20 protein-coding genes, 5 tRNA genes and 1 other annotated feature are annotated in these 24085 nt (G+C 49.5%); of the genes, 19 read left to right on the forward strand and 6 right to left on the reverse strand.

Going from position 1 to position 24085, the window contains the following annotated elements; all coding sequences use genetic code 11:
• Positions 1-963 (reverse strand): sodium:calcium antiporter, encoded by a 963-nt coding sequence (locus tag RFF05_RS16510; protein WP_409968105.1) that lies wholly within the window; start codon positions 961-963, stop codon positions 1-3.
• 349 nt (positions 964-1312) lie between these two features.
• On the opposite strand from RFF05_RS16510, the gene RFF05_RS16515 reads away from it, so the two are divergent.
• The 8 genes from RFF05_RS16515 to RFF05_RS16550 all read left to right on the forward strand — a co-directional run bounded on the left by RFF05_RS16515 (position 1313) and on the right by RFF05_RS16550 (position 4823).
• On the forward strand, positions 1313-1579 hold the full coding sequence (locus RFF05_RS16515) for a TIGR03905 family TSCPD domain-containing protein (protein WP_409968106.1): 267 nt from the start codon (positions 1313-1315) through the stop codon (positions 1577-1579).
• A 27-nt stretch (positions 1580-1606) separates the two neighbouring features.
• Positions 1607-2770, forward strand: a complete 1164-nt coding sequence (locus RFF05_RS16520) for a glycosyltransferase (RefSeq protein ID WP_409968107.1) — start codon at positions 1607-1609, stop codon at positions 2768-2770.
• Positions 2771-3029: 259 nt separating this feature from the next.
• Positions 3030-3104: transfer RNA gene (locus RFF05_RS16525), tRNA-Gly, on the forward strand.
• Between the two features lie 6 nt (positions 3105-3110).
• Positions 3111-3187 (forward strand) — tRNA-Arg (locus tag RFF05_RS16530).
• Between the two features lie 37 nt (positions 3188-3224).
• Positions 3225-3301: transfer RNA gene (locus RFF05_RS16535), tRNA-His, on the forward strand.
• 50 nt (positions 3302-3351) lie between these two features.
• Positions 3352-3426: transfer RNA gene (locus RFF05_RS16540), tRNA-Gln, on the forward strand.
• A 35-nt stretch (positions 3427-3461) separates the two neighbouring features.
• Positions 3462-3537 (forward strand) — tRNA-Lys (locus RFF05_RS16545).
• 350 nt (positions 3538-3887) lie between these two features.
• Positions 3888-4823 carry a tRNA dihydrouridine synthase gene (locus tag RFF05_RS16550; protein ID WP_409968108.1) on the forward strand — a complete coding sequence of 312 codons (936 nt, stop codon included), beginning with the start codon at positions 3888-3890 and terminating at the stop codon, positions 4821-4823.
• A 258-nt stretch (positions 4824-5081) separates the two neighbouring features.
• Here the strand turns inward: RFF05_RS16550 and rpmB are convergent, their stop codons facing one another.
• On the reverse strand, positions 5082-5270 hold the full coding sequence (rpmB, locus tag RFF05_RS16555; protein WP_409968109.1) for a 50S ribosomal protein L28: 189 nt from the start codon (positions 5268-5270) through the stop codon (positions 5082-5084).
• A gap of 240 nt (positions 5271-5510) precedes the next feature.
• Here rpmB and hprK point away from each other — a divergent pair, with 240 nt between their 5' ends.
• The 8 genes from hprK (at position 5511) to RFF05_RS16595 (ending at position 15566) form a co-directional block, all read left to right on the forward strand.
• Positions 5511-6437 carry an HPr(Ser) kinase/phosphatase gene (hprK, locus tag RFF05_RS16560; RefSeq protein ID WP_409968110.1) on the forward strand — a complete coding sequence of 309 codons (927 nt, stop codon included), beginning with the start codon at positions 5511-5513 and terminating at the stop codon, positions 6435-6437.
• A 9-nt stretch (positions 6438-6446) separates the two neighbouring features.
• Complete coding sequence (locus RFF05_RS16565) at positions 6447-7388, forward strand: ROK family protein (protein ID WP_409968111.1); 942 nt, start codon at positions 6447-6449, stop codon at positions 7386-7388.
• 165 nt (positions 7389-7553) lie between these two features.
• Positions 7554-8474: a UDP-N-acetylmuramate dehydrogenase gene (gene murB, locus RFF05_RS16570; protein WP_409968112.1), complete on the forward strand. Its 921-nt coding sequence runs from the start codon at positions 7554-7556 to the stop codon at positions 8472-8474.
• Positions 8475-8579: 105 nt separating this feature from the next.
• Positions 8580-9437, forward strand: a complete 858-nt coding sequence (gene rapZ, locus RFF05_RS16575) for an RNase adapter RapZ (protein ID WP_409968113.1) — start codon at positions 8580-8582, stop codon at positions 9435-9437.
• A 12-nt stretch (positions 9438-9449) separates the two neighbouring features.
• On the forward strand, positions 9450-10496 hold the full coding sequence (yvcK, locus tag RFF05_RS16580) for a uridine diphosphate-N-acetylglucosamine-binding protein YvcK (RefSeq protein WP_409968114.1): 1047 nt from the start codon (positions 9450-9452) through the stop codon (positions 10494-10496).
• Between the two features lie 66 nt (positions 10497-10562).
• A complete protein-coding gene (whiA, locus tag RFF05_RS16585; RefSeq protein WP_409968115.1) occupies positions 10563-11489 on the forward strand; it encodes a DNA-binding protein WhiA in 927 nt (308 codons plus the stop codon).
• The gene (locus tag RFF05_RS16590) at positions 11476-11922 is read left to right on the forward strand and encodes a C-GCAxxG-C-C family protein (RefSeq protein ID WP_409968116.1); all 447 of its coding nucleotides are present in this window, start codon (positions 11476-11478) and stop codon (positions 11920-11922) included. Before whiA ends, RFF05_RS16590 begins: the two co-directional genes overlap by 14 nt.
• Before the next feature lie 173 nt (positions 11923-12095).
• A complete protein-coding gene (locus RFF05_RS16595; RefSeq protein WP_409968117.1) occupies positions 12096-15566 on the forward strand; it encodes a DNA polymerase III subunit alpha in 3471 nt (1156 codons plus the stop codon).
• 113 nt (positions 15567-15679) lie between these two features.
• On the opposite strand, the gene RFF05_RS16600 is transcribed toward RFF05_RS16595, so the two are convergent.
• Positions 15680-16231 carry a DUF4364 family protein gene (locus RFF05_RS16600; protein WP_409968118.1) on the reverse strand — a complete coding sequence of 184 codons (552 nt, stop codon included), beginning with the start codon at positions 16229-16231 and terminating at the stop codon, positions 15680-15682.
• Between the two features lie 166 nt (positions 16232-16397).
• Between RFF05_RS16600 and RFF05_RS16605 the strand changes: the two genes are divergently transcribed.
• Positions 16398-17489, forward strand: coding sequence for a DUF3048 domain-containing protein (locus RFF05_RS16605; protein WP_409968119.1), 1092 nt, complete (start codon positions 16398-16400; stop codon positions 17487-17489).
• A 90-nt stretch (positions 17490-17579) separates the two neighbouring features.
• Here the strand turns inward: RFF05_RS16605 and RFF05_RS16610 are convergent, their stop codons facing one another.
• The 3 genes from RFF05_RS16610 to RFF05_RS16620 form a co-directional block, all read right to left on the reverse strand.
• Complete coding sequence (locus tag RFF05_RS16610) at positions 17580-18386, reverse strand: ABC transporter ATP-binding protein (RefSeq protein WP_409968120.1); 807 nt, start codon at positions 18384-18386, stop codon at positions 17580-17582.
• Positions 18380-19285: an ABC transporter permease gene (locus RFF05_RS16615; protein WP_409968121.1), complete on the reverse strand. Its 906-nt coding sequence runs from the start codon at positions 19283-19285 to the stop codon at positions 18380-18382. The genes RFF05_RS16610 and RFF05_RS16615 overlap by 7 nt, the downstream gene beginning before the upstream one ends.
• Before the next feature lie 110 nt (positions 19286-19395).
• Positions 19396-20418, reverse strand: coding sequence for an ABC transporter substrate-binding protein (locus RFF05_RS16620; RefSeq protein ID WP_409968122.1), 1023 nt, complete (start codon positions 20416-20418; stop codon positions 19396-19398).
• Positions 20419-20532: 114 nt separating this feature from the next.
• Positions 20533-20792 (reverse strand) — a binding site (T-box leader).
• A gap of 167 nt (positions 20793-20959) precedes the next feature.
• On the opposite strand from RFF05_RS16620, the gene RFF05_RS16625 reads away from it, so the two are divergent.
• Together RFF05_RS16625 and ppk1 are read left to right on the forward strand one after the other, a co-directional pair.
• Positions 20960-21865 (forward strand): phosphatase, encoded by a 906-nt coding sequence (locus RFF05_RS16625; RefSeq protein WP_409968123.1) that lies wholly within the window; start codon positions 20960-20962, stop codon positions 21863-21865.
• An 18-nt stretch (positions 21866-21883) separates the two neighbouring features.
• Entirely contained in the window at positions 21884-23989 is a 2106-nt protein-coding gene (gene ppk1, locus RFF05_RS16630; RefSeq protein ID WP_409968124.1) for a polyphosphate kinase 1, read from the forward strand.
• The last annotated feature ends 96 nt before the right edge of the window (positions 23990-24085 follow it).

Genomic DNA, 24085 nt, shown 5'->3' on the forward strand with positions numbered 1-24085 from the left:
TTACACCACCAAAAAGGCCAAGTAACAGGCGATGATGCCCACAGAAGTGGCGATACAGACGCTTTTTTTGTTATAGCGAGTCATCAGCAAGAACAAAGGCGTGGCAATGGCACCGAAAAATAGCAGGTTGATGGTTTTGGGATCGGAGAAATCATAAATCCCGTGCCCCAAATAGAGTACGTCGGTAAAGCCTAGAATCATGAAGTTAAAGATACAGCTACCAATGATATTGCCGATGGCGATGTTATAGTTGCCCATGCGGAACAGTACGATAGAGGAAGCCAGCTCAGGCAGGGACGTGGCGATGCCCAAAAACAGAGCCCCAGCCAAGCCGTTACCAAGGTTGAAGGTGGTGGCAATGTCGTCGGTGAGATAGGTGATGCAAATACTCAAAGTGACGATGCCCACTGCCACAACTACAAACCGCAGGAGCACTTGCTGGACAGTCAAAGGATTTTGGTCGTCGCCATCTTCGAAAGAAGACTCTTCTTGAGACAAACAACGAATACCACATACATATAATACAATGATGACAACAGAAGTCAAAGAAATGGAGGCTAGGCTGAGGTCTAATATACCAGTGTAGTTCAAAGCCAATGCACCAAAAATGAGCCATGTGAATAGCCCCACCATAAAATGACTCTTAGCAATGTTGACTTTGGTAAATGTGGTGAGGAACAAGGGAACCAAAATGGATAAAATAACCAGATTGAACAAGTTGCTACCTAGAATATTGCCCATAGCAAGACCGGGCTTGTCGAGAAGCAGTGCAGAGGAAATGCTGGTAAATAGCTCTGGCAACGATGTGACAGCCGAAAGCATGACGCCGCCGATGAAGGCACCAGATAAGGTGGTTTTCTTGTCCAGTAAGTCCACATAGACCGAGGCCTTGTCAGACAATAGCACCAAACAAGTGGCCACCAAGAGATACAAAGCAATAATGACACCAATGGAAACATTCATAGAGTATATCCTTTCAAAATAAAAAAGCAACAGGCAGTACCTGTTGCTAAAAAACAATACAAGTATAGCCATAAAAGCCATACTTGAGTCTCATCTATTAAGATAAGCCAGCTCTTTGAAACAGAGCGAGATTGTTGACTTATCGCACAACTTGTGCTGACTACTCCCTCAAGGACAGAGTGAGTGTATCATATGGCTATAGTAAAGTCAAGGGGAAATAGGGAAGAATTGGTTAAATAATTGTTACGAATCGTAACAAAACGGTAAAATCCCTTGCCTTTTCCAAGGGTATATGGTATGTTGGATACACAAAAGAAGAAAACTGAAAAAAGAAAAGGAAGTAAGTATTGTGTCTACAACCGTTCAATTTAGACCCCAAGGCGTATGTTCCAATGGGATGCAAGTGACTTTAGATGAAAATGGCATTATTGAGCAAGTGGTCATCACTGGCGGCTGTAACGGGAACCTTTCTGGTATTTCTAGCTTAATCAAAGGGATGGATGCCAAGGAAGCCATTGCCCGTATGGAGGGCATTTCTTGCGGCCCTCGCTCCACGTCATGTCCAGACCAGCTGTCTAAGGCTTTGCGCCAAGCGCTACAGACCCAAAATAGCTAACCGCCTAATCGTCATAAGGAGTCTATTATGAAAATCGTGTTAGTCATCGACCAATTTGATGACGCCAATAACGGCACTACCATCAGTGCCCGTCGTTTTGCCAGAGCCTTGGCGGCCCATGGCAACCAAGTGCGTGTCATTGCCTGTGGTCACCCCACCGATTATAAATACGCTGTGCGCCAGTTGAAGTTTACTCCAGTGGTGGATCATTTGATTTCCAGCCAAGGGATGCGCTTTGCCATGCCCAGCCGTCACGCCTTTGAAAAGGCCGCCGCATGGGCAGATGTGGTGCATTTTATGATGCCATCCCCCTTGGCCATCATGGGCTTGCGCCATGTGCGTAAATTGGGGATTCCCCACACTGCCGCCTTCCATTGTCAACCAGAAAATATCACCTATACATTGAAAATGGGCAACAGTAAGCGCGTCAACGACTTTGTGTACAACCGTTTCCGCGATACCTTTTTCAATAAGTTTACCCATATCCATTGCCCCAGTAACATGATTGCAAATCAGCTCAGTGACCATGGGTACACCGCCAAGCTACACGTGATTTCCAACGGCATCAGCCCTAACTTTGTTTATCAAAAGCGGGACAAGGAAGATTGGATGGCTGGGAAGTTTAACATCATCATGGTGGGGCGTTATGCTGGCGAAAAGCGGCAAGACTTGTTGCTAGAAGCCTGTGCCAAGGCCAAACACGCTGACCAAATTCAACTGATTTTGGCAGGCAAAGGGCCTCTGGAGAAGAAATATCGCAAAATGGCAGAGAAACTGCAAAACCCCATTGTCATGGATTTTTATTCCCAAGAACGGCTCATTGAAGTGCTGGCTATGTCAGACTTGTATGTCCATACCTCTGATGCTGAAATTGAGGCCATGAGCTGCATGGAGGCCTTTGCCAGCGGCTTGGTGCCCATCATCGCCAACTCTGAGCGCTCGGCCACCCCTCAATTTGCCCTGACCCAGCGGAGCTTGTTTGAAGCTGGTAACAGCGATAGCCTTGCAGAGCAAATCGATTGGTGGATCGACCATGAAGAAGAACGCAAAGCCATGGAAGTCCACTATGCAGAGCATGCCAAGCAATACACCTTGGAAGAATCCATCCGTCACACGGAAGAGATGTTCCAAACGGCCATCCGTGAGCATACAGGTAAGGCCTTGCCCACGGGAAACTACAGCGAAGAATAATTCTAGCGTGACCTATCTTCTCCGCCGACAGCCTTTGTCGGCGGAGCGTTTTTCCAATAATTGGCGTAGGAAATAAAAAAATAAAAAATTTTTCAAAAAACACTTGTAAAAATAAAAATCTCGTGGTATACTAACGCTCGTATCTCACAGATGCGGACAAGTGTTCAAGAAAAACTTTGAAATTTTCAAAAGAAAATGTTGACAAGTGTTGCAAGATGTGGTAATATAATTGAGCTGACGATTTCTGAGTCAGGCCGACGCAGGTGTAGCACAATGGTCAGGGCACCAGCCTTCCAAGCTGGGGATGCGAGTTCGATTCTCGTCACCTGCTCCAATATTTGCGCCAGTAGCTCAGTCGGATAGAGCAACTGCCTTCTAAGCAGTAGGCCAGGGGTTCGAGTCCCTTCTGGCGTGCCATTTTCTTGGAGTGTCGTTTAGCAAAACCATTTATGTGGTGGGTATAGCTCAGTTGGTTAGAGCGTCGGATTGTGGTTCCGAAGGTCGTGGGTTCGAGACCCATTACCCACCCCACACGAAGATTGGGAATGGGTAACCATTCCCAGACTTCAAAAAAATGATATAGGGGCGTCGCCAAGCGGTAAGGCACCACACTTTGACTGTGGCATTCGTTGGTTCGAATCCAGCCGTCCCTGCCAAATTATAATGCCCATTGGGCATTATAATTTTCCCTGATCCGGTAGCTCAGCTGGCAGAGCAATTGCCTTTTAAGCAATGGGTCCGGAGTTCGAATCTCCGCCGGGTCACCAAAAATCCTGAGTAGTTTACTACTCAGGATTTTTTCTTATTACTTATTACTTTTTCACTTTTATCTCCGCCGACCGATACACATTGCAATCCATGCGGACGACCACAGGTCGTCCCTACGACGGGTGGTGTAAGGTAGGGAAACACTGCCGTAGGGGTGACCTGTGGTCGTCCGTTGGGGACGGACAGGTACCACCCTACGGATACCACACTACGGATGTGTGCGGTGCCATGGATTGGGGCGGTTTGGGTAGGGCGGGATGCCCACATCCCGCCGCGGTGTACGCACGATGTAGTGCCATTTCCGCCCAGCCCTACGGGGAGCAAATAAATCACACAAGGAGGACACACCATGCACTGGGAAGTCGCGCCCTTAGAGGGCATTACTACGTTTATTTATCGCAAGGCGCACCATGACATTTTTGGTGGGGCCAGCTGTTATTACACACCGTTTTTCTCCCCCACCCAAGAGCGAAAGCTGTCCACCAAGGAAGCCAGAGACTTATCGCCAGAGCATAATGCAGGCATTGTGGTCATCCCTCAAGTGCTATCCAAAGACCCAACGCAGGTGCTGTGGGCGCAGCAGCAGGTGGCAGAGCGTGGGTTCACGGAGTTGAATATCAACGTAGGTTGTCCCTCAGGCACCGTAGCGGCCAAGGGAAAAGGCTCTGGAATGCTGGCAGATATTACTGCTTTGGACGACTTTTTGGAAGGGGTGTTCGCGAACAATCTTCTCCCCATCTCGGTGAAAACACGGGTGGGCGTGGAACATCATGATGAATTTCCTGCCATTTTAAACGTGTTCAATCAATACCCCATCCATCGCTTGACCATTCATCCCCGTGTGCAAAAGGACTTTTACAAATACCCTGTCCGTCCTGAAGCCTTTGCCTATGGGATTGCAAATACCAGTCTGCCGCTGACCTACAACGGTGACTTATTTACTGTGGCAGATGTGGAAAGATTTTGTTTGCAATACCCAAATGTGGAAACAATCATGTTTGGTCGTGGTGTGGTAGGGAACCCGGCTTTACTCCGTCAACTCAACGGGGGGGCGCCTGCCACACGGGAGGAACTACAACGCTTCACCGCCACGCTATATGCAGGCTATCAAGCCGCCTATGGTCACAAAGGTGCCGCCGCCCAGCGGATGAAAGAATTATGGTATTCCATGATACATCTATTTGCAGACAATCAAAAATTGGATAAAAAAATGCGCCGCCTGTCCACACCACAAGAGTATGAACAGACGGAGCGATTGATTTTTGAAACTTTGGTGCTGAAATAATAACGAAAAAATCTATGACGGGGGAGCTTGACTAGCCTCGCAAGGCTGTTTGGTCGCCCAACCGCCGAAGGCGGCTCTTAGGGCGGAGCCTACCTCGAATAAAATCAATCGCCATAATCCGAAATTTTTCCAGCTAAAAACAATCAAAATTTAATGAAATTGCAAAATTTTTAAACTTTGTATAAGGGTGATTTTTTTGACGACCTGAACGAAAAAATCCCGAACCATTCGGTTCGGGATTCATAGTCGTCGTCCTAGTTAAACAGCTCTGGTCACTTTGCCAGAACGCATACACCGGGTACAAACATACACATGGCGGGGCGTACCGCTGACGATTGCTTTCACACGTTTCACATTAGGTTTCCAGGTACGGTTGGAACGTTTGTGAGAGTGAGAAACTTGAATACCAAAGGCCACACCCTTTTCGCAAAACTCGCACTTAGCCATCCGTTGCACCTCCTTGCTGTTGCGTAATCCGCGCCTATTCATAGGCACAGCTGATATAATACCAGATTACAAGACAAAATGCAATAGGAAAATGGAAAAAAGTCAAAATTTTTTTCAACTTTTTTTCAAAGCTCAAAATCTCTCCAAAAGATAGGCGGCAGAGTGTTGCGAAATGACGGTGGTTACTATATAATATAAGTGTAGAAATGTACTTTGTTAAAAAGAAAGGAAACACAACTTATGAAAAATCCTGGCTTGAAGATTTCTGATCTGGTGTCCTCTTACAACATGGAGGTTTTGAACTGTGGTGACGCATATGAAACTGCAGCCTTGACTATTTCCGATGTGAACCGCCCCGGTATGCAGTTGCACGGATTTTATGATTACTTTGATCCCGACCGTCTGCAAGTGCTGGGCAAAGCAGAAACCATGTACCTCAAGGGTTTAACCTCTGAACAACGCAAGGTTTGCTTTGATGGCCTGTTTTCTCGCAACATTCCAGCCTTGGTGATTTGCCGTGAAATGGAATGCTATCCAGAATGCTTGGAAAGTGCCCAAAGTCATAGCTGCACCGTCCTTCGTGTAAAAGAGACCACCGTGGACTTTACCAGCCGCTTCATTGAAACTATGAACCATGTGCTGGCACCTTGCATCACCCGTCATGGTGTGCTGATGGACATCCACGGTGAAGGTGTGATGATCACGGGGGACTCTGGGGTGGGTAAAAGTGAAACTGCCATCGAGCTGATTCGTCGTGGCCACCGTCTAGTGGCAGACGATGCGGTGGAAATTCGCTTGGTGTCTGACCAGTTGATGGGGCAAGCCCCTGAGCTGATTCGCCATTATATTGAACTCCGTGGCATCGGTGTTATCGATGTGCGCCAACTGTTCGGTTTGATTTCCATTAAGCTGGAATCTCGCATCGATTTGGTGGTACACTTAGAGCAATGGGATGAAAAGAAATTCTATGACCGTTTGGGTATTGATGACCACTATACTGACATTTTGGGTGTGCAAGTGCCCATCGTCACCATCCCTGTCCGTCCCGGTCGAAACCTAGCCAGTATCGTGGACGTAGCCGCTATGAACAACCGTCATCGTCGTTACGGCTTCAATGCCGCTGCTGAACTGGCGCGCCGTGTAGACGAACAAGCCGACAGACTGTGAGGATGCGCCATGTTAGTGGGGATTGATGTTGGCGGTACCAATTTAAAAGCTGGCTTGGTCAGCAAAGATGGGCAGATGTTGGCCGTGGAAAAGTGGCCTGTGACACCTTTTGAAAAATCAGAAGATTTTGTAGCCCAACTGGTGGATTTGTGTCGCATTGTCTGCGCCAAACAAGGTGTTGACCCTGCCACATTGGACTATGTGGGCATGGGGATTCCTGGTGCGGTCAAGGCTGGGGAAATCACTTATACTTGTAATTTACCCTTACAAGGCGTGGCCGTGGAAGCTTTGTTCCGCAAGGAAATTGATGTGCCTGTGCTCTTGGAAAATGATGCCAATTGCGCCGCCGTGGGGGAATATCTCCTAGGGGCTGGACGTGGCACCACAGATTTTACCATCATTACCTTAGGCACTGGCGTTGGCGGTGGCTTTATCGTGGGTGGTAAGCTGTATTCTGGCGGTGGCATGGTGGGTGAAGTGGGGCATATGGTCATCGAAAAAGATGGTGCGCCTTGTGGTTGTGGCCGTCATGGTTGTTGGGAAACCTACTCCTCGGCAACAGGCCTCATTCGCTTAACCAAAGAGGCTATGGCCGCCCATCCAGATTCTGCCTTGCACACGGTTGCCCAAGAACAGGGTGGCGTCAGTGGTCGCACAGCCTTTGACACTGCATTGACAGGTGATGCTGTGGCGGTGGCGCTGTGTAACACTTATGTGGAGTATTTGGCTTGTGGTGCTGCCAATTTGTGTAGTATTTTGCAGCCTGAAGTTTTGGCTGTTGGTGGTGGTGTGGCAGATGCCCCAGCCCATTTGCTGATGGAACCATTGGCAAAGATGGTGGAGAGCAGCTGTTATGCCGCCAACGTAGGCACCCCCACCCGTGTGGTGAAAGCCCAACTGGGCAACGACGCAGGGATTTTAGGGGCGGCGCTGTTGAAGCAAGTACTATGAAAGGCTAAAGGTGAAAAACTATCCGCCACGGGTGGGATAGGAACGGCGGACAGCCGTAAAGGCTGTCCCTACGATATTTGAGTAGGGACAGGGCTTGCCTCTGTCCGCCTCTCGTAATAGTTTTTCACTATTCACTTTTAGCTTTTAGTTTAATCGGAGGATTTTATGACTTGGTATACCCAATTTGACACCGTAATACCAGAAAATTTGCCAGATTTACACTGGGAACGTGATGTGCCCATGGCAGAGCACACTTCTTTTAAAGTGGGTGGCAACGCAGGGCGTATGGCCTATCCTGTCACTGTGGAACAGCTGGTGCTGTTGGTGCATTTGGCGACAGATTGCGGAGCCAGACCGATGGTCATTGGCAAAGGCTCTAACCTGTTGGTGGGAGATGGAGGCCTTGATAGGCTGGTCATCGACACCACAGCGGCCTTGACAGGGGTCACCGTGTTAGAGGGCAATCGCTTGCAAGTCCAAGCTGGTGCCACCATGGCGCGGATGGCAGATGTTGCCCAAAAGCAAGGGCTCACTGGGGTGGAATTTGCCCACGGCATCCCCGGTTCATTGGGGGGCGGCATTGTGATGAATGCTGGCGCCTATGGCGGTGAGTTGTGCCAAGTGGTGGCATCGGTGACGGTGCTAGACCCAGAACGTGGGGTGGTGACGTTGCCTTGTGAGGACATGGACTTTGGATATCGCCATAGTATTTTGCAAGACCATCCAGATTGGGTGGTGCTAGAAGCGGTTTTGCAGTTGCAAGTGGGCGACAAAGCTGCAATCCGTAGCCGTATGGTGGAGCTGATTGGCAAACGCAAAGACAAACAGCCCTTGGAATATCCCAATGCAGGCAGTACGTTTAAGCGTCCAGAGGGGCATTTTGCAGGGGCATTGATTGAACAGTGTGGCCTGAAAGGCTTTACCATTGGCGGCGCCCAAGTATCAGAAAAACACGCTGGCTTCGTCATCAACCGTGGTGGCGCGACTTGTAGCGATGTGCTGGCACTGATGAAAGCCGTGGAAGAGAAAGTGTTGGTTGAAACTGGGGTGCAGTTGGAAGCGGAAGTGCGGATATTGTGCGAATAATTGTAGGGCGGGGGCTTGCCCCCGCCGCCGTATCACACGGCAACCATCGGGAAACGGCGGGGGCAAGCCCCCGCTCTACGATGATATAGGGAACGGAGTGAAACTATGGAAATACTAATTATTTCGGGTTTATCTGGCGGTGGTAAGAGCCAAACTGCGTCTTTTTTGGAAGATATGGGTGTGTTTGTGGTGGACAATCTGCCAGCGGCTATGATTTTAAAGTTTGCAGAATTTTGCGCCACAGGCTCTAGCCGTTATCAGCGTGTGGCGCTGGTGTGTGATGTGCGGACAGGAGAGTCTTTTGAGGAGCTGTTTGCGGTGCTCAATGTGCTCTCTAGCAGTGGGGTTTCTTGCAAACTGTTGTTTTTGGAAGCCACCCCACGGGCGATTATTAAGCGGTATAAAGAAACCCGTCGGCGCCATCCTTTGGCCAATGAAACCACCACCTTGGAGCAGGCTGTCAACCAAGAAATTGACTTGATGAGCACCATGCGCCAGCGCGCGGACTATATCATCGACACCACCGACCTAGCCACTGCCAAACTGCGCGCCCAACTGGGGCGGCTGTTTGTAGGGGAGGACGAAGGTGCCAACATGGAGGTGCAGGTGGTGTCCTTTGGGTTTAAACATGGCATCCCCTTGGAGGCGGATTTGGTGTTTGATGTGCGGTTTTTGCCCAATCCCTTTTATATTGACGACCTGCGCCATAAAACGGGATTGGACGCTGAAGTCTACGATTATGTCATGAGTTTTCCTCAAAGCACCGACTATGTGGCGCATCTTAAATCCCTGTTGGGCTTTTCTTTGCCATGGTATGTGGCAGAAGGCAAGTCCTCGCTGGTGATTGCCATCGGCTGTACAGGGGGACATCACCGCTCGGTGTCGTTGACACGGGCTGTGGCAGAATTTGTGGAGCAAACTGGTTTTTCAGTGAGCCAAATTCACCGTGACATTATGAAATAAGGAGGCGCAACCATGGAACAGCTTCCTTTGTATGCCCCAAAGCCGAACCAAGGGCCACGGATTGTGGTCATTGGTGGTGGACATGGATTGTCCAATATGCTACGGGGGTTAAAACAGTATACAAGCCACTTGACCGCCATTGTCACCGTGTCAGATAACGGGGGTGGCTCTGGTCATTTGCGCACTGATTTGGGGATGCCACCGCCAGGTGATATTCGCAACTGCTTAGAAGCCCTTGCCAATGCAGAGCCTTTGATGACGGAGCTGATGGCCTATCGCTTTCAAGAAGGGCGTTTGGCTGGGCAAAGCTTTGGGAACTTATTTTTAGCTGCCCTCAACGGTATTTCCCCTAGCTTTGATATGGCAGTGCGCCGCATGAGCCAAGTGTTGGCTGTGACAGGGCAAGTGTTGCCGGTCACCACCAGCGATGTGCAGTTATGCGCTCAATTTGAAAATGGGGAGCAAGTGGTGGGCGAATGTGAATTGGTGGAAGCCAAGTTGGCCAGAGGGAGCCGTATTCAACAGGTGAGCTTACAGCCAGAACACCCAGAACCATTGCCCCAAGTGCTAGATGCCATTGCTGAGGCAGATATGATTGTCTTTGGCCCAGGCAGCCTATACACCAGCATCATCCCCAACCTATTGGTTTCAGGGATGGTGGAGGCCATTGAAGGGTCATCTGCGCTGAAAATTTACATATGTAATGTGATGACCCAACCCGGCGAAACAGAAGAATACACGGCAGGCGATCATGTGGAAGCTGTGTTTCAACATGCCAAAGCAGGGTTGTTTGACCTGTGCCTTGGGAACAATTCCCCCATAGCGAAGGCGGTGGCACAGCGCTACGCCTTGGAGGGCTCTGCGCCCATTTGTAACGATGTGGAACGGTGTGCCCAAATGGGTGTGGAGTTGGTGGTGCGGCCTGTGGCCATGGTGGATGAAGACGGTCACGTGCGTCACAATCCAACGGATTTGGCACGGGAGCTGTTGATGCTCCACGCCCAACGCCATGTCCGTATCGCTGGCCGTGATACCAAGGCGTATCAGATTGAAGATTGATGAAAAAACGGCGGGGGCAAGCCCCCGCCGCCTTGATACGCACCATTTACATAGAAAGGAGAGCCTATGTCCTTTTCTTACGATACCAAAAACGAAATTTGTCGTTTGAATATTTCTCGCAACTGTTGTGCTAAGGCAGAAGCCTATGGTATTTTGCTCTATTGCAACACGTTTAGCCCCTATGAAATACGGATTGTGACGGAAAATCCCAATTTCGCCAGTCGCTTACCCAAGCTGTTTCAAAAGGCATTTTCCATGCGCTTTGACCGTTACCCTGAAAAAGGGCAAGCTGGGAAATTGGTCTTTCAAATCACCGATCAAGATAAAATTGCCCATATTCTAGACGCTTTGGGTTTTGATCCGATGCAAACAGTGGTGCTCCATGTAAACTTTGCCATGCTGGAAGAGCCTTGCTGTCGCGCTGCCTTTTTGCGTGGGGCCTTCTTTGCTGGCGGGAGTATGATGGACCCCAACAAGCGGTATCACATGGAGCTGGTAACTTCTCATTTGCAGGTAAGCCGTGAGATGGCTTCCTTACTTTTGGAGATGGAGTACATCCCTAAAAGTGTGGTGCGAATGGGGAATTATGTCACTTATTTCAAGCAAAGCCAACATATTGAAGAACTTTTGACCTTGATTGGAGCCCGTTCTGCTGCCATGGACGTGATGAATGCCAAAATGGAAAAAGAACTGCGCAACAAGGTCAACCGTCGCATGAATTGCGACACCGCCAACGTGGACAAGGCGGTGATTGCCGCCCAAGAGCAGGTGGAAGCCATCGCCTATCTCCGTGACCATGGCGTTTTGGAAACCTTACCAGAGAAATTGCAAGAAACTGCGCGACTTAGAGAAGAAAATGCCTTTATGGCGCTCTCGGAGCTTGCTGAAGAGTTTAATCCGCCCATGACCAAGTCAGGGCTGAGCCATCGACTGCGTAAGTTGATGGAATTATATAAAAAAACAAAGGAAGATGAAACCAATGAATCGTTATGAAACCGCTGATTTTTATCATAAACAAGGCTATAACTGCGCCCAATCTGTGGTGTGGGCCTTTGAAAATGACTTGCCTTTCCCTGTGGAACAGGCACTCAATGCCACCTCTGGCTTTGGCTTTGGGGCAGGTATGGGCGAAATGTGTGGCGCTGTGGTGGGTGCCGTTGCTGTGTTGGGATTGATGTATCCTGTTGACCCAGCAGACCCTGTGGGGAGCAAAAAACGCACCATGGGCCATGGGAAAATTGTCCAAACCCAATTTAAAGAACAATTCCGTCATTTGCGATGTCATGACCTGTTGCAAGACCCCTCGTCCCCCAGTGAAGCCACCCCAGCGGCAGTGTCTCTGGGCATCACCAAGCACTGCGATTTGATGATTGTCACGGCTGTGGAACTTGTAGAGAAATTCCTCAAAGAACAAGGAAAGATTTGATTGAACTAAGAACTAAGGACTAAGAGTGAAAAGAACGACGGCGGGGGCAAGCCCCCACCCTACATAGAGCTAACCGTAGGGCGGGGGCTTGCCCCCGCCGCTCCTATCCCACCGAAGCGGACAGTTTTTAGTCATTCACTCTTCGTTTTTAGTTAGCGAAAGGAACTGAAGCTATGCCATTTACCCATCTACACGTCCATACCGAGTTTAGCTTGCTAGACGGCGCTTGCCGCATCCGTGACCTGCCAAAGGTGGTCAAAGAGATGGGGCAAACGGCTTGCGCCATCACCGACCATGGGGTCATGTACGGGTGCGTGGATTTTTACCGCGCTTGCAAGGCTGAGGGCATCAAGCCCATCATCGGCTGTGAGGTGTATGTGGCGGCGCAAGGGCGCAAGCACACAGACAAAGTCCATGAATACGACAAATCCAGCCGTCATTTGGTACTACTCTGCGAAAATGAGGATGGGTATCAAAACCTGTCCTACTTGGTGTCTAAGGGTTGGACAGATGGGTTTTATGTCCGTCCTCGCATTGACCAAGACCTGCTTAAAGAGCACCATAAGGGGCTGATTGCGCTATCGGCCTGTCTGGCTGGGGAAATTCCCAAGCAGCTGATGCAAGGCCAGTACGAGGCCGCCAAAGCCTATGCGCTGGAAATGGCAGAGCTGTTTGGGGAAGACCGATTTTACCTAGAACTCCAAGACCACGGCATCAAAGAACAGGTGGCAGTGAACCAAGAAATTGTCCGCTTGCATGAGGAAACAGGTATTCCTTTGGTGTGCACCAACGATGCGCATTACCTCCGCAAAGAAGATGCAGAGGCTCATGATGTGTTGCTGTGCATCCAGACTGGGAAACTACTAGACGATGAAAATCGTATGCGCTATGAGCCACGGAATTTCTATTTGCGCTCTGAGCAAGAAATGCAAACATTATTTGCCGCCTATCCAGAGGCTATTGAAAACACTCAAAAAATTACGGATTTGTGTAATTTGGAGTTTACTTTTGGCAAGTATCACTTGCCAGAGTTTCCGTTGCCAGAAGGGTACGACGCCTTTGGTTACATGAAAGAGCTGTGCATGGAGGGGTATCGTGAGCGTTATGGCGACGACGATGCCCACCTGCCACAACTGAAATACGAGCAGGATATGATTGAGCAAATGGGGTTTACCGACTATTTCCTCATTGTCTCCGACTTCGTCCGCTATGCTCGTAGTGTCAACATTCCCGTTGGCCCTGGCCGTGGCTCTGCAGCAGGTTCCATGGTGTCCTATTGTCTGGGCATCACCGACATTGACCCTGCAGCCTATAACCTGTATTTTGAACGGTTTTTAAACCCTGAGCGTGTGTCCATGCCCGATATCGATATGGATTTCGGAGACACACGCCGTGGGGAAGTGGTGGAATATGTCCGCCAAAAATACGGCAACAACCGTGTTGCCCAGATCATCACCTTTGGTACCATGGCGGCACGGGGCGTGCTCCGTGACGTGGGTCGGGTGATGAATATGCCCTATGCCCAAGTGGATACCATCGCCAAACTGGTGCCAAATGCCCTGCACATTACCTTGAAAGAAGCCTTGAAACTGAGCAAGCCTGTGGCGGATTTATACAACGCTGACCCCCAAGTGAAAGCTTTGATTGACATGGCGCAATCTCTGGAAGGGATGCCTCGCAATGCCTCTACCCATGCCGCAGGTGTGGTGATTACCAAGCGTCCTGTGTACGAATATGTACCCTTGGCGAAAAATGATGAATCCTTGGTCTGCCAATATGTGATGACTACATTGGAAGAATTGGGCTTGCTGAAAATGGACTTTTTGGGGCTTCGAAATTTGACGGTTTTGGAAGATGCCATTCAAATGGTGCGGCGAGACCGTCCAGACTTCTCCATGGCTGATGTGAGTGAAACCGATACGGAAACCTTTGAAATGATTGGCAGTGGACGTACCTCAGGTGTGTTCCAAATGGAATCCACTGGTATGACAGGGGTTTGCGTGGGCTTAAAACCCCAAAATATTGAAGATTTAACGGCTATTATCGCCCTCTATCGCCCCGGCCCTATGGAAAGTATTCCGCGGTTTATCTCCTGCAAGCACAATCCCAAGAATATTGTCTATCTGCACGAGACATTGGAGCCGATTTTGTCCATTACCTATGGATGTATTGTGTACCAAGAACAGGTGATTGAAATTTTTCGCCGTTTGGCTGGCTATTCACTGGGACAGGCAGACATGGTGCGCCGTGCCATCTCCAAGAAAAAGGCCAAGGAAATCGAAAAGGAAAAGCAGGCCTTTATCTTGGGTGACCCAGAGCGCAACATTGCAGGTTGTGTGAACCACGGCATTCCACAGGCCATTGCGGAGAAGATTTACCAAGAGATTTACGACTTTGCCAACTACGCCTTTAACAAGGCCCACGCTGTGAGCTATGCGGTGGTGGCCTATCAAACGGCGTGGTTCAAGTGTCATTATCCTGCGGAATACATGGCGGCACTCCTCTCTAGCGTGCTAGACAACTCAGACAAGGTTTCTATGTACATCAACGAGTGCAAAGAGTGCAATATTCCACTGTATCCCCCGGATATCAACCGTTCTTGCGACTGTTTCACCGTGGAAGACGGGGGCATTCGCTTTGGGTTGGTGGCCATTAAAAATATCGGTCGGGGATTTATTCTGCGGATGATGGATGAGCGAGAAAAAAGCGGTGATTTCACATCACTTCAAGATTTCTGCCAACGGATGACAGGCTTGGATATGAACAAGCGTGCTGTGGAAAATCTGATCCGTGCTGGTGCCTTTGCCAGCCTTGGTGCCAAGCGGTCACAGCTTTTGGCTGTGTTCGAGTCGGTGATGGATGGAGAAGGGGTGCGGAAAAAGCAGAATTTAGATGGGCAAATAGACTTTTTTGCCATGGCCATGGGGGACGGTCCTGCCCCACCACCTGCGGCGGTGTCTCTGCCCAACATCCCAGAGTTTAGTGCCAAAGAACTGATGACCATGGAAAAAGAAACCATGGGGCTGTATATTTCAGGGCACCCTATGGACGATTATCGGGAACAAGTGCGCCAAATGGGGTTACCCACCATCGGTGCGGTGTTAGAAGATTTCGCGCAAGAAGGTGGGTCTACACGATTCCAAGATGGGCAATATGTCAAGTTGGCAGGGGTGGTCACCTCTAGCAAAACCAAAACCACCAAAAACCAAAGCTTGATGGCCTATGTGGTGCTAGAAGATGCAACAGGATCGATGGAAACTTTGTGTTTTTCTCGGACGCTAGAGGCCAGTGGCAGTTATTTGCAGGAAAATCAAAGCATATTGATGGAAGGAAAGCTGTCAGTGCGAGATGAAAAAGCCCCCCAAATGCTGTGCAATCGGGTCACGCCCCTTGAGCATTTGCCAGCAGTGAAACCAGCGGAGGCAGGGGCGCCCAAACGGCTCTATTTGAAATGCCCCAGCTGGGAAGACAGCCAAACAGAGCAAGTCCGTAGAACGCTGCAAATGTTCCCTGGGAATGTGCCTGTGACCTTACTGATGGCAGACACCCGCAAGCAGATGGGCACCAGTTGTCAAATCCAAGATGAGTTGCTACAAGAATTGAGCAACATTTTGGGACAAGAAAATGTGGTGTTGAAACGGTAATGATGGTGTAGAATTTACCCCATATAAACGTAGGGAACGGTCTTGACCGTTCCGCCTCCCGAGGTGCATTTACCGTGGGGGACGGAATGGTCAAGACCATTCCCTACAATTTTTTAGTCTTTAGTTTCTATTTCTTCTTCCTCTGGTGCCAGCAATACGTCTAGCACCTTTTGATACAACTGTTGTGGATTTTCTAAAAATCGTTTTTCCACATCTTTTGCCATGTCCTCGGTGATGACCATGGCGTTGAGGGCGAGGACACTGCCCATATCGTCGGTCAGGTTTAAAGACACGGTGAAGGTGCCGTTGTCTCGAGGGCTGTGGCTGGCTTGGACTTGTTGTTCAAGGCTCATGCGGCGGTTACAGGCCTTTACATTGGTGTCGCATCGTACACGGACAGAATAGGGCAGGGTGGACTGGCAGATTTTGCTGTTGCGCAGTCCTTTTTCTGTGATGGTGTATAAGTCGTCGATGTCGATAATCAAATGCTCGGTGCGCACCAAATCAGTGAGGCATTCAGTAAACTCAAAATAGTCGATGGCGGTGTCACAAAGAGTCAAATCCCAGAGGGTTTCATAGGGGATGGGCTGGGATAGACGGGCAGTGATGTATAAAATCAGGAGTTTTAATTCCAGTTGGTCTTGGATAAAACCGGGACGATTCATGGCAACGTCTCCTTTCGGGATGAGAAATGCGTAATTCTTAACAAATACAGTATACCGCAAGTGAGGTGGTTTTGTACAGAGAAATTTGAAAAATTTATCCATATATCTTGACGGAAGTGTCATAGACTGGTACTCTGGAAGAAGAGAGAAACAGGAGGCGCAAACCATGAAAAAAAGAATGTGTATATTGCTCGCACTGGCCATGATGCTGGGACTGAACGGCTGTGGCAGTGCAGAGGTAGAACAAGAGGAAGAGGTTGTGGAAACCGTGTCACCAGAGGTGGTACCTGAACCAGAACCAGAACCTGAACCAGAGGTGGTGATCCCTGAAATTGCAAACCCGTTGACGGGTCTGGAGATGGAGGCAGACGCCCTGTATAACCGCCCCATTGCGGTGATGCTCAACAACCATCAGGTGGCTATGCCCCAGCTGGGGGTGTCACAGGCGGATATTATTTATGAAGTGCCTGCCGAAGGCGGCATCACCCGTATGCTGGCGGTGTTCCAATCGGTGGAAGATGTGGGGAATTTGGGCAGTATTCGCAGTTCACGCCACTATTATATCGAGCTGGCGTTGGGGCTGGATGCCCTGTATGTCCACGCTGGTGGCAGCCCTCAAGCCTATGCTGACTTGGCAACTTACGACGTGGACAACATGGATGGGGTCAACGGTGGCAGTGATGCCGCCATCTTCTGGCGAGACGCTGACCGCCGTGCCACCGCTGGGTATGAGCACAGTATGCTCACCTCTGGGGAGGCCATTTTGGAGTATTTAGACGGTGGTCGCTATGAAACGGTGCGTGATGAAGTCGTGGACAGCGGCTTGACCTTTACCTATGAGCCAGATTTTTTGGGGGAAAGTGCCACGGATATTTCTGTGAAATTCAGCAGTTATAAAACAGGTACCTTCACCTATGATGAGGACGCTGTTGGTTACGCTGTGGGGCAATATGGCGGCGATTATATCGACGGCAACACCGATGAAACCGTGGTGGTGACCAATGTGTTGGTGCTAGAGGCCAATATCTGGACCATTGCTGGGGATACAGAAGGCCGTTTGGATATGAACTTGTCTGGTTACAGCGGCACTGGTTGGTATTTCTACGGCGGTGAGGCCATGGAAATCACATGGGATAAGGCAGATTTGTACAGCCCCTTGACCTACACCGATGCCGATGGCGTGCCTTTGGATTTGGCGGCAGGTCACAGTTATGTCTGCATCGTGGACAACGATAGCTCCACGGTGAGCTTTGCATAAAACTAAAAGCTAAAAACGAAGAGTGGAAAACTACGGAACGAAATCGGTTCCCGATAGTTTTTCACTCTTCACTCTTAGTTCTTAGTTTTTTTAGTCCGACAGCAAAATACGGTCGTTGTCTAGGGCTTTGCCTGTGCCCACTTGGAATTGTTTCAGAAGGTCATCCACGGTGAGGCCGTTGCGCTTGTCGCCTGCGATGTCCAAAATAATCTTCCCAGAGTCCATCATCAAGGTGCGGTTGCCCAATTCCAACGCATGGGTCATGTTGTGGGTTACCATCAAGGTGGTGATGTTGTGGGTTTGCACCACAGTTTTGGTGATTTCCAGCACTTTTTCGGCGGTGGCAGGGTCTAGGGCGGCGGTGTGCTCGTCTAGGAGCAACAGCTTGGGTGCCACCAGTGTTGCCATCATCAAGGTCAAGGCTTGGCGTTGACCGCCAGAGAGCAAGCCAACAGGTTGTTTCATGCGGTCTTCTAAACCCATATTCAGTTGAGACAGTCGCTCTTGGAATAAGGCTTTGTTTGCCTTGCTCATGCGGCAAAACAGCCCCTTCACCCCATCAGTAGAACTGCGGAGATAGGCCAGAGCAAGATTTTCTTCAATGGTCATGTGAGGGGCAGTGCCCTTCATGGGGTCTTGGAATAGGCGTCCAATGATGCGGCTGCGCTTGTATTCTGGCAGGTAGGTCAAGTCCGTGTCGTCAAGGTAGATTGCCCCTTCGTCGCAGTAGAAAAGTCCAGCAATGGCGTTGAATAAGGTGGATTTCCCTGCCCCGTTGGACCCGACGATGGTGGCAAAATCCCCATCGTTCATCACCAGAGAGAGGTTGTTCAAGGCGGTTTTTTCGTTCACCGTGCCAGCATTAAAGGTTTTGCAAATGGATTCAACTCTTAGCATGGTGGGTTCCTCCTTTTGGCAATGGCCATCCGTTTGGACTTTTGGAAGGCGATGTAGGCTTTGACTGTGGGAGCGGCAATGGCAGAGCCCACGATGATGGCGGTCACCAGCTTCATGTATTCAGCAGGTACATTGGCACGGAGTGCCAGCGCATAGAGCACACGGTAGAGGATGGAGCCTAGCACGACTGCCAAACATTGGCGCACCATAGACCCTTTGCCGATTAATGTTTCCCCAATAATCAGCGCCGCCAGACCGATGACCACCATGCCAGTGCCCATGTTTACGTCGGCGCTTTTGCTGTATTGTGCCACCATGGCACCAGACAGCCCCGTCATGGCGTTGGCCATGCACAGCCCCACGGTGATGGTGAACGCAGGGTTGACGGAAGAGGCTTGCATCATGTGGATGTTGTCTCCAGTGGCACGGATGGAAAGGCCAAGACGGGTGCCCAAAAAGGCAATGAGTAAGGCGGCTGCGCACACAACGATGAGTCCTACCAGCACTAGCTTGCTGTTGGCAATGCCAGTGGTGGCAAACAAGGTGTAAATGGTGTCCACTTGGAAAATAGACTTGTTGCTAGAGCCCATCACCATGATGTTGATGGAATAGAGTCCGATGTTGGTGATGATGCCAGCCAAAATAGACGGCACCCCCAGTTTGGTTTGGAGCACTGCTGTCACGCCACCAGCCACAGCGCAGGTGACCATGGCCATAGGCAATGCCAAAATAGGATGTCCAGCCAAACACACCACTGCAGACACGGCGGCACCTAAGGTGAACGAGCCATCGGTGGTCAAGTCGGCAATGTCTAAAATGCTGTAGCTTAAAAACAGCGCCATGGCCACAGGGGCATAGAGAAAGCCAGCTTCTAAGGCGGCAATGAGTATGGTTGTCATAGGGAGAAGGTGCTCCTTTCGCCACATGACCCCTCACCAAACAGGTGAGGGGCATGGGATGGTTTGATGTAGGGGCGACCTGTGGTCGCCTGTTTTCTGGCAGAGGGTTTTTAATCGACGGTGGTTACCACTTCCACCACAGTGCCAGCCATGTCAGAGAATACGCTGTAATCCAGACCCAAGGTGGCGGCAGTTTCGGTGTTGACGGTGATGATGCCGCCGTCCATCACGTGGAAGTCGGGCACTTCACCAGTGGTAAGAATGTCCAGTGCCATCTCGGCAGACTTGGCGCCTAATTCTTCATAGTTGACGCCTGCGGTGGCGAAGGCACCGTTGCGGACGAAGGAGTCAGCGCCGCCGTAGTGGGCGATGCCTGCGTCGGCCATGGTTTCGCCGATGGTCAATTCAACAGCCATGACCACGTTATCAGTGGGGGTGAACACGGCTTGGACTTGGTCGAGCATAGAGTTGACAGCGGCAATGACTTCGTCGTTGGTGTTGCCAGTTTTTTCAATGTAGGCGATGCCAGCAGCATCCAAATAGGCTTTGGCTTGGGCGATGGGCACAGCGCTGTTGACTTCGGAGGTGGAGTAGAGCAAGCCTACGGTTTCAATGTTGGGGTTGGCGGCCAGCATCATGTCCATCATGAATTCAGTGTTCAGGGCATCAGAGGTGCCTGTCATGTAGGAAATGCCAGTCAGGCCAGCGCTTTCGGGGTCAGACACGGCGCCATAAACCACGGGGGTTTGGGTGTCTTCAGCGGCAACTGCCATGGCTTGGGCAGCCAAGGTGCCGATGGGGATGATGGCGTTGTAACCATCAGCAATCAGTTGTGCGCCGATTTGTTGGAGCACAGAGGTGTCGTTTTGACCGCTGAAGTGTTCATAGGTTACGTTTAAATCAGAAGCATCCAATTCAGCTGCCACAGCGTTGGCGATTTCGTCCATAGATGCGTGGTCTAGTTGCTTGACAATGGCGATTTTATAGCTCTTGGTGGCTTCGGTTTCTTCTTGGGCGGCGGTGGTGGTTTCGGTGGTGGTAGTCGCGGTGTCGTCAGAGCTGCTGCAGGCGGCCAGAGACAGTGCCATGGTGAGTGCCAGAGCGGCAGAGAACAGTTTTTTCAGGTTTTTCATAATAGGATCCTCCAAAGTAATATAGTGTGTTTTGGTGGCAGATGAACGGGGATTCCAAGTCCGTTGTGGAGTGTTTTTAAAAAAGACAATAAAAAAACGGCCACTCATCCCAAACTAAGGGACAAGAGCCATACTCCTGCGATACCACCCAAATTGACGTTATACAACGCCCACTCGCTTCGCTTACCATCATAAGCGCCCGATGGATAACGGGTGGGGACCCGTCGGCACCTACTCTGGAAAGATTGTATTCTTTGCCATTTCAAGCCGCCCTCCAAAGACCATTCACATGGGCGCCCCCTGCCTTGATTGCACCATCCAAGGCTCTCTAAAAGGGTTTGTGACCTGCTACTTTTCTTTGTCATAGGTTTACATTGATGAAGTTGGGATTAGTATACCCCTCTTGACAGCATTTGTCAAGAGAAACTTTTTAGAGTAATCTTTCCAAATTTGACATAAATTTTACATTGATTTCTCAGTATTTTCAAAAAAGATGTGGTACAATATATAATGAAGAATTATGAAAAGGAAGTGATGGCTGATGATGTATCCTGTCATTGATGTGGGGTCCAACACCCTGCGCTTGTGTGTGTACGACTATGACGGCTTTGCCGTGAAGACCTTGTTCACGAAAAAAGCCATGGTTGGTTTGGCCAATCATGTGAGCGAGGGGAAAATGACCCAAGCTGGGGTGGAAAAATTATGCACCACTTTAGAAAAATTCAAAGACACTTTGGTGAATTTTGAAACAGAGCCTGTGTCTGTGTTTGCCACGGCTTCCTTGCGCAATGTGGAAAATCGTCAGCAAATTCTGGACATTGTGCGCCACCGTACAGGGATGGACGTGACCATTATCACAGGGGAAGAAGAAGCCCGTTTGGACTTCATCGGTGCCACCAAGCAGGTGGCGATGGAGCAAGGGATTTTGCTTGACATTGGCGGTGGTTCTACGGAAATCGTCTTGTTTGAAGGGGGAGAAATCACCAAAGCTGTCTCCATCCCCATTGGCTCGCTCAACAGCTATGCCCAGTTTGTAGAGGGCTTTTTACCGGAGCGAAAAGAGCGTAAGAAAATTAAAAAAGCAGTTCTAGAAGCGGTGGAGAATGCCTTTGGTGATGTGGAAATTTCCAAGGGGCAAACTGCCTGTGGCGTGGGAGGCACCATTCGTGCAGCCTGCAAGATCTCCGACCATATTTACGATTTGCCCACAGGCCATCACCACATCTCTCGGTTCCAAATTGATGAGGTGTATGATGTGTTGTCTGATGATATGAGCCGCAGTATTGAAGTGATTTTAGATGTGGTGCCAGATCGACTGCGCACCATTTTAACAGGCCTGACCATTTTGCGCACGCTGGTGCGATATTTTGACATCAAAGGCGTTGAGGTCAGCCAATATGGGGTGCGAGAAGGGTATTTATATGCCAATCTGTTGCCTTTGAAATGATAGAAAGAGAGAAAGACTATGGAACAAAATCTTCCAAGTTATACCCAAAATCGAGAATTGTCTTGGCTGAAGTTTAACCAACGCGTGCTAGAAGAAGCGGCTGACCGCACTGTGCCCTTGTATGAGCGGCTGAAATTTGTGGCGATTTATTCCTCCAATCTAGATGAATTTTATATGATTCGTGTGGGCTCCTTGGCTGATTCTATTTTGTATGACCCTACCTTGATTGACAAACGTAGTGGCATGACCGCCCAAGAGCAACTGCAAAAAATTTATGCCCAAACCGAGGTGCTCAGCCGCCGCCGTGATGAAATTTATCGCCAAATCAAAGAGGAATTTTCTCACGCAGGTGTTGAATTTACCTCTTACAAAAAGCTGAGTGGGGTGGAAAAAAGACAGGCAAAGACTTATTTCAACCAAGAGGTTTTACCACTTTTATCCCCACAAATTATTGATTTAACCCATCCGTTGCCTCATATTCCAAACAAAACAATGAATATTGTTTTGCTGCTAGAAAAAGAGGGAAAGCAATATTTTGGCTTGGTACCCATCCCAGCGCGCGCGGAGCGTGTGTTGCGCGTGACCAACCAACGCAAGCTGTTGTATGTGGAACGCTTGGTGTACGATTTGGTGGAAGAGCTGTTCCCCAATTGCCGTGTTTTGGACAAAGCTACCATCACCATCACCCGTAACGCTGACATTCAAATGGACGATGAGGTCATGGGGCAAAGTGACTACCGTGACCGCATGAAGCAATTGCTGAAAAAGCGTAATAGCCTTGCGCCTGTGAAGCTAGAGACCATGCAAAAGGTGGACAGCACCATCATTCGCTATATGCAGGAGCAACTGGAAATTATCCCAGAGCAAACCTTCCGTTCCAAAACGCCATTGGACATGAGTTTTGTGTTCAAAATGCCCTCTTGGTTCACCAAAGGGCAAAAGGAAAATTTCTGCTACAGCCCCTATGAACCATGTCAAGCCTTGGCGGTGGCAGGGCAGCGCAGTATGACACGGCTCGTGCGCCACAAAGATGTGCTACTGCACTATCCATACCACTCCATGGAGCCTTTTTTGCGCTTGGTGGAAGAGGCCTCTCGGGATAAGTCTGTGGTGGCCATTAAAATCACTATTTACCGTTTAGCCAGTGAGGCAAAGTTGGTGGAGCACCTGTGCAATGCCGCTGAAAACGGCAAAGAGGTGGTGGTGATTATGGAATTACGTGCCCGTTTTGACGAGCAGAACAACATCGACTTCTCAAATATGCTAGAAGAGGCAGGGTGCAAGATTTACTACGGTTTTGAAGACTATAAAATCCACTCTAAAATCTGCCTCATCACCTATAAACAAAACGACTCCATTTCGTACATCACCCAAATTGGCACTGGCAATTACAATGAAAAAACCGCTAAATTGTACACGGATTTCTCGTTGATGACGGCACACAAAGGCATTGGCACCGATGCAGATGCCTTTTTCCGCAATATGCTGGTGTCCAATCTCTCTGGCAGTTATGAGCATTTGATGGTGGCGCCTCATTCTATGAAAAACAAGATTTTTGACCAGATTGATGGGGAAATCCAAAAGGCCATCGATGGGCAAAGCGCACGGGTTTTGATTAAAATGAACAGCCTGACCGAGGTGGACACCATTCATAAGTTGCAAGAAGCCAGCTGTGCTGGGGTGGAAGTGATTTTGATTATCCGTGGTATTTGTTGCCTCATTCCCGACATTGCAGGGGAGACGGAAAACATCAAAGTGGTGTCTTTGGTGGGCAAATATTTGGAGCACCATCGTGTGTATGCCTTTGGCACTGGTGGCGATTTGCGTGTCTATATCTCCAGTGCCGACTGCATGACCCGTAACTTGACCCGTCGTGTGGAAATTGCCGCGCCTATTTTGGATATGGAATTGCGCAAGGAAATCATGGCTGCTTTGGACTTGATTTTAAAAGACAATCTCAAATCCCGCGTGTTGCGCAATGATGGCCAGTATGTGCCTGTGGTGATTGAAAACACCCATGCCATCGATGCCCAAATTGCCTTTGAGCAGCAGGCACAAGCCCAAGAGAAAAAAGGCCAGGGCATTTTGCGTGGTCTTATGTGCAAGTTTAGCAACCGAGAGTAATCGAATAAACAAAGGCGTGGGATGAGAATGTCCCACGCCTTTAGTATACTCCTTCAATAATTTTTACAATTTATTCTTTTATTCAGCCAAAATTAT

It is taken from the genome of Bengtsoniella intestinalis, assembly GCF_039719005.1.
GTDB classification, from domain to species: domain Bacteria; phylum Bacillota; class Clostridia; order Oscillospirales; family Oscillospiraceae; genus Oscillibacter; species Oscillibacter intestinalis.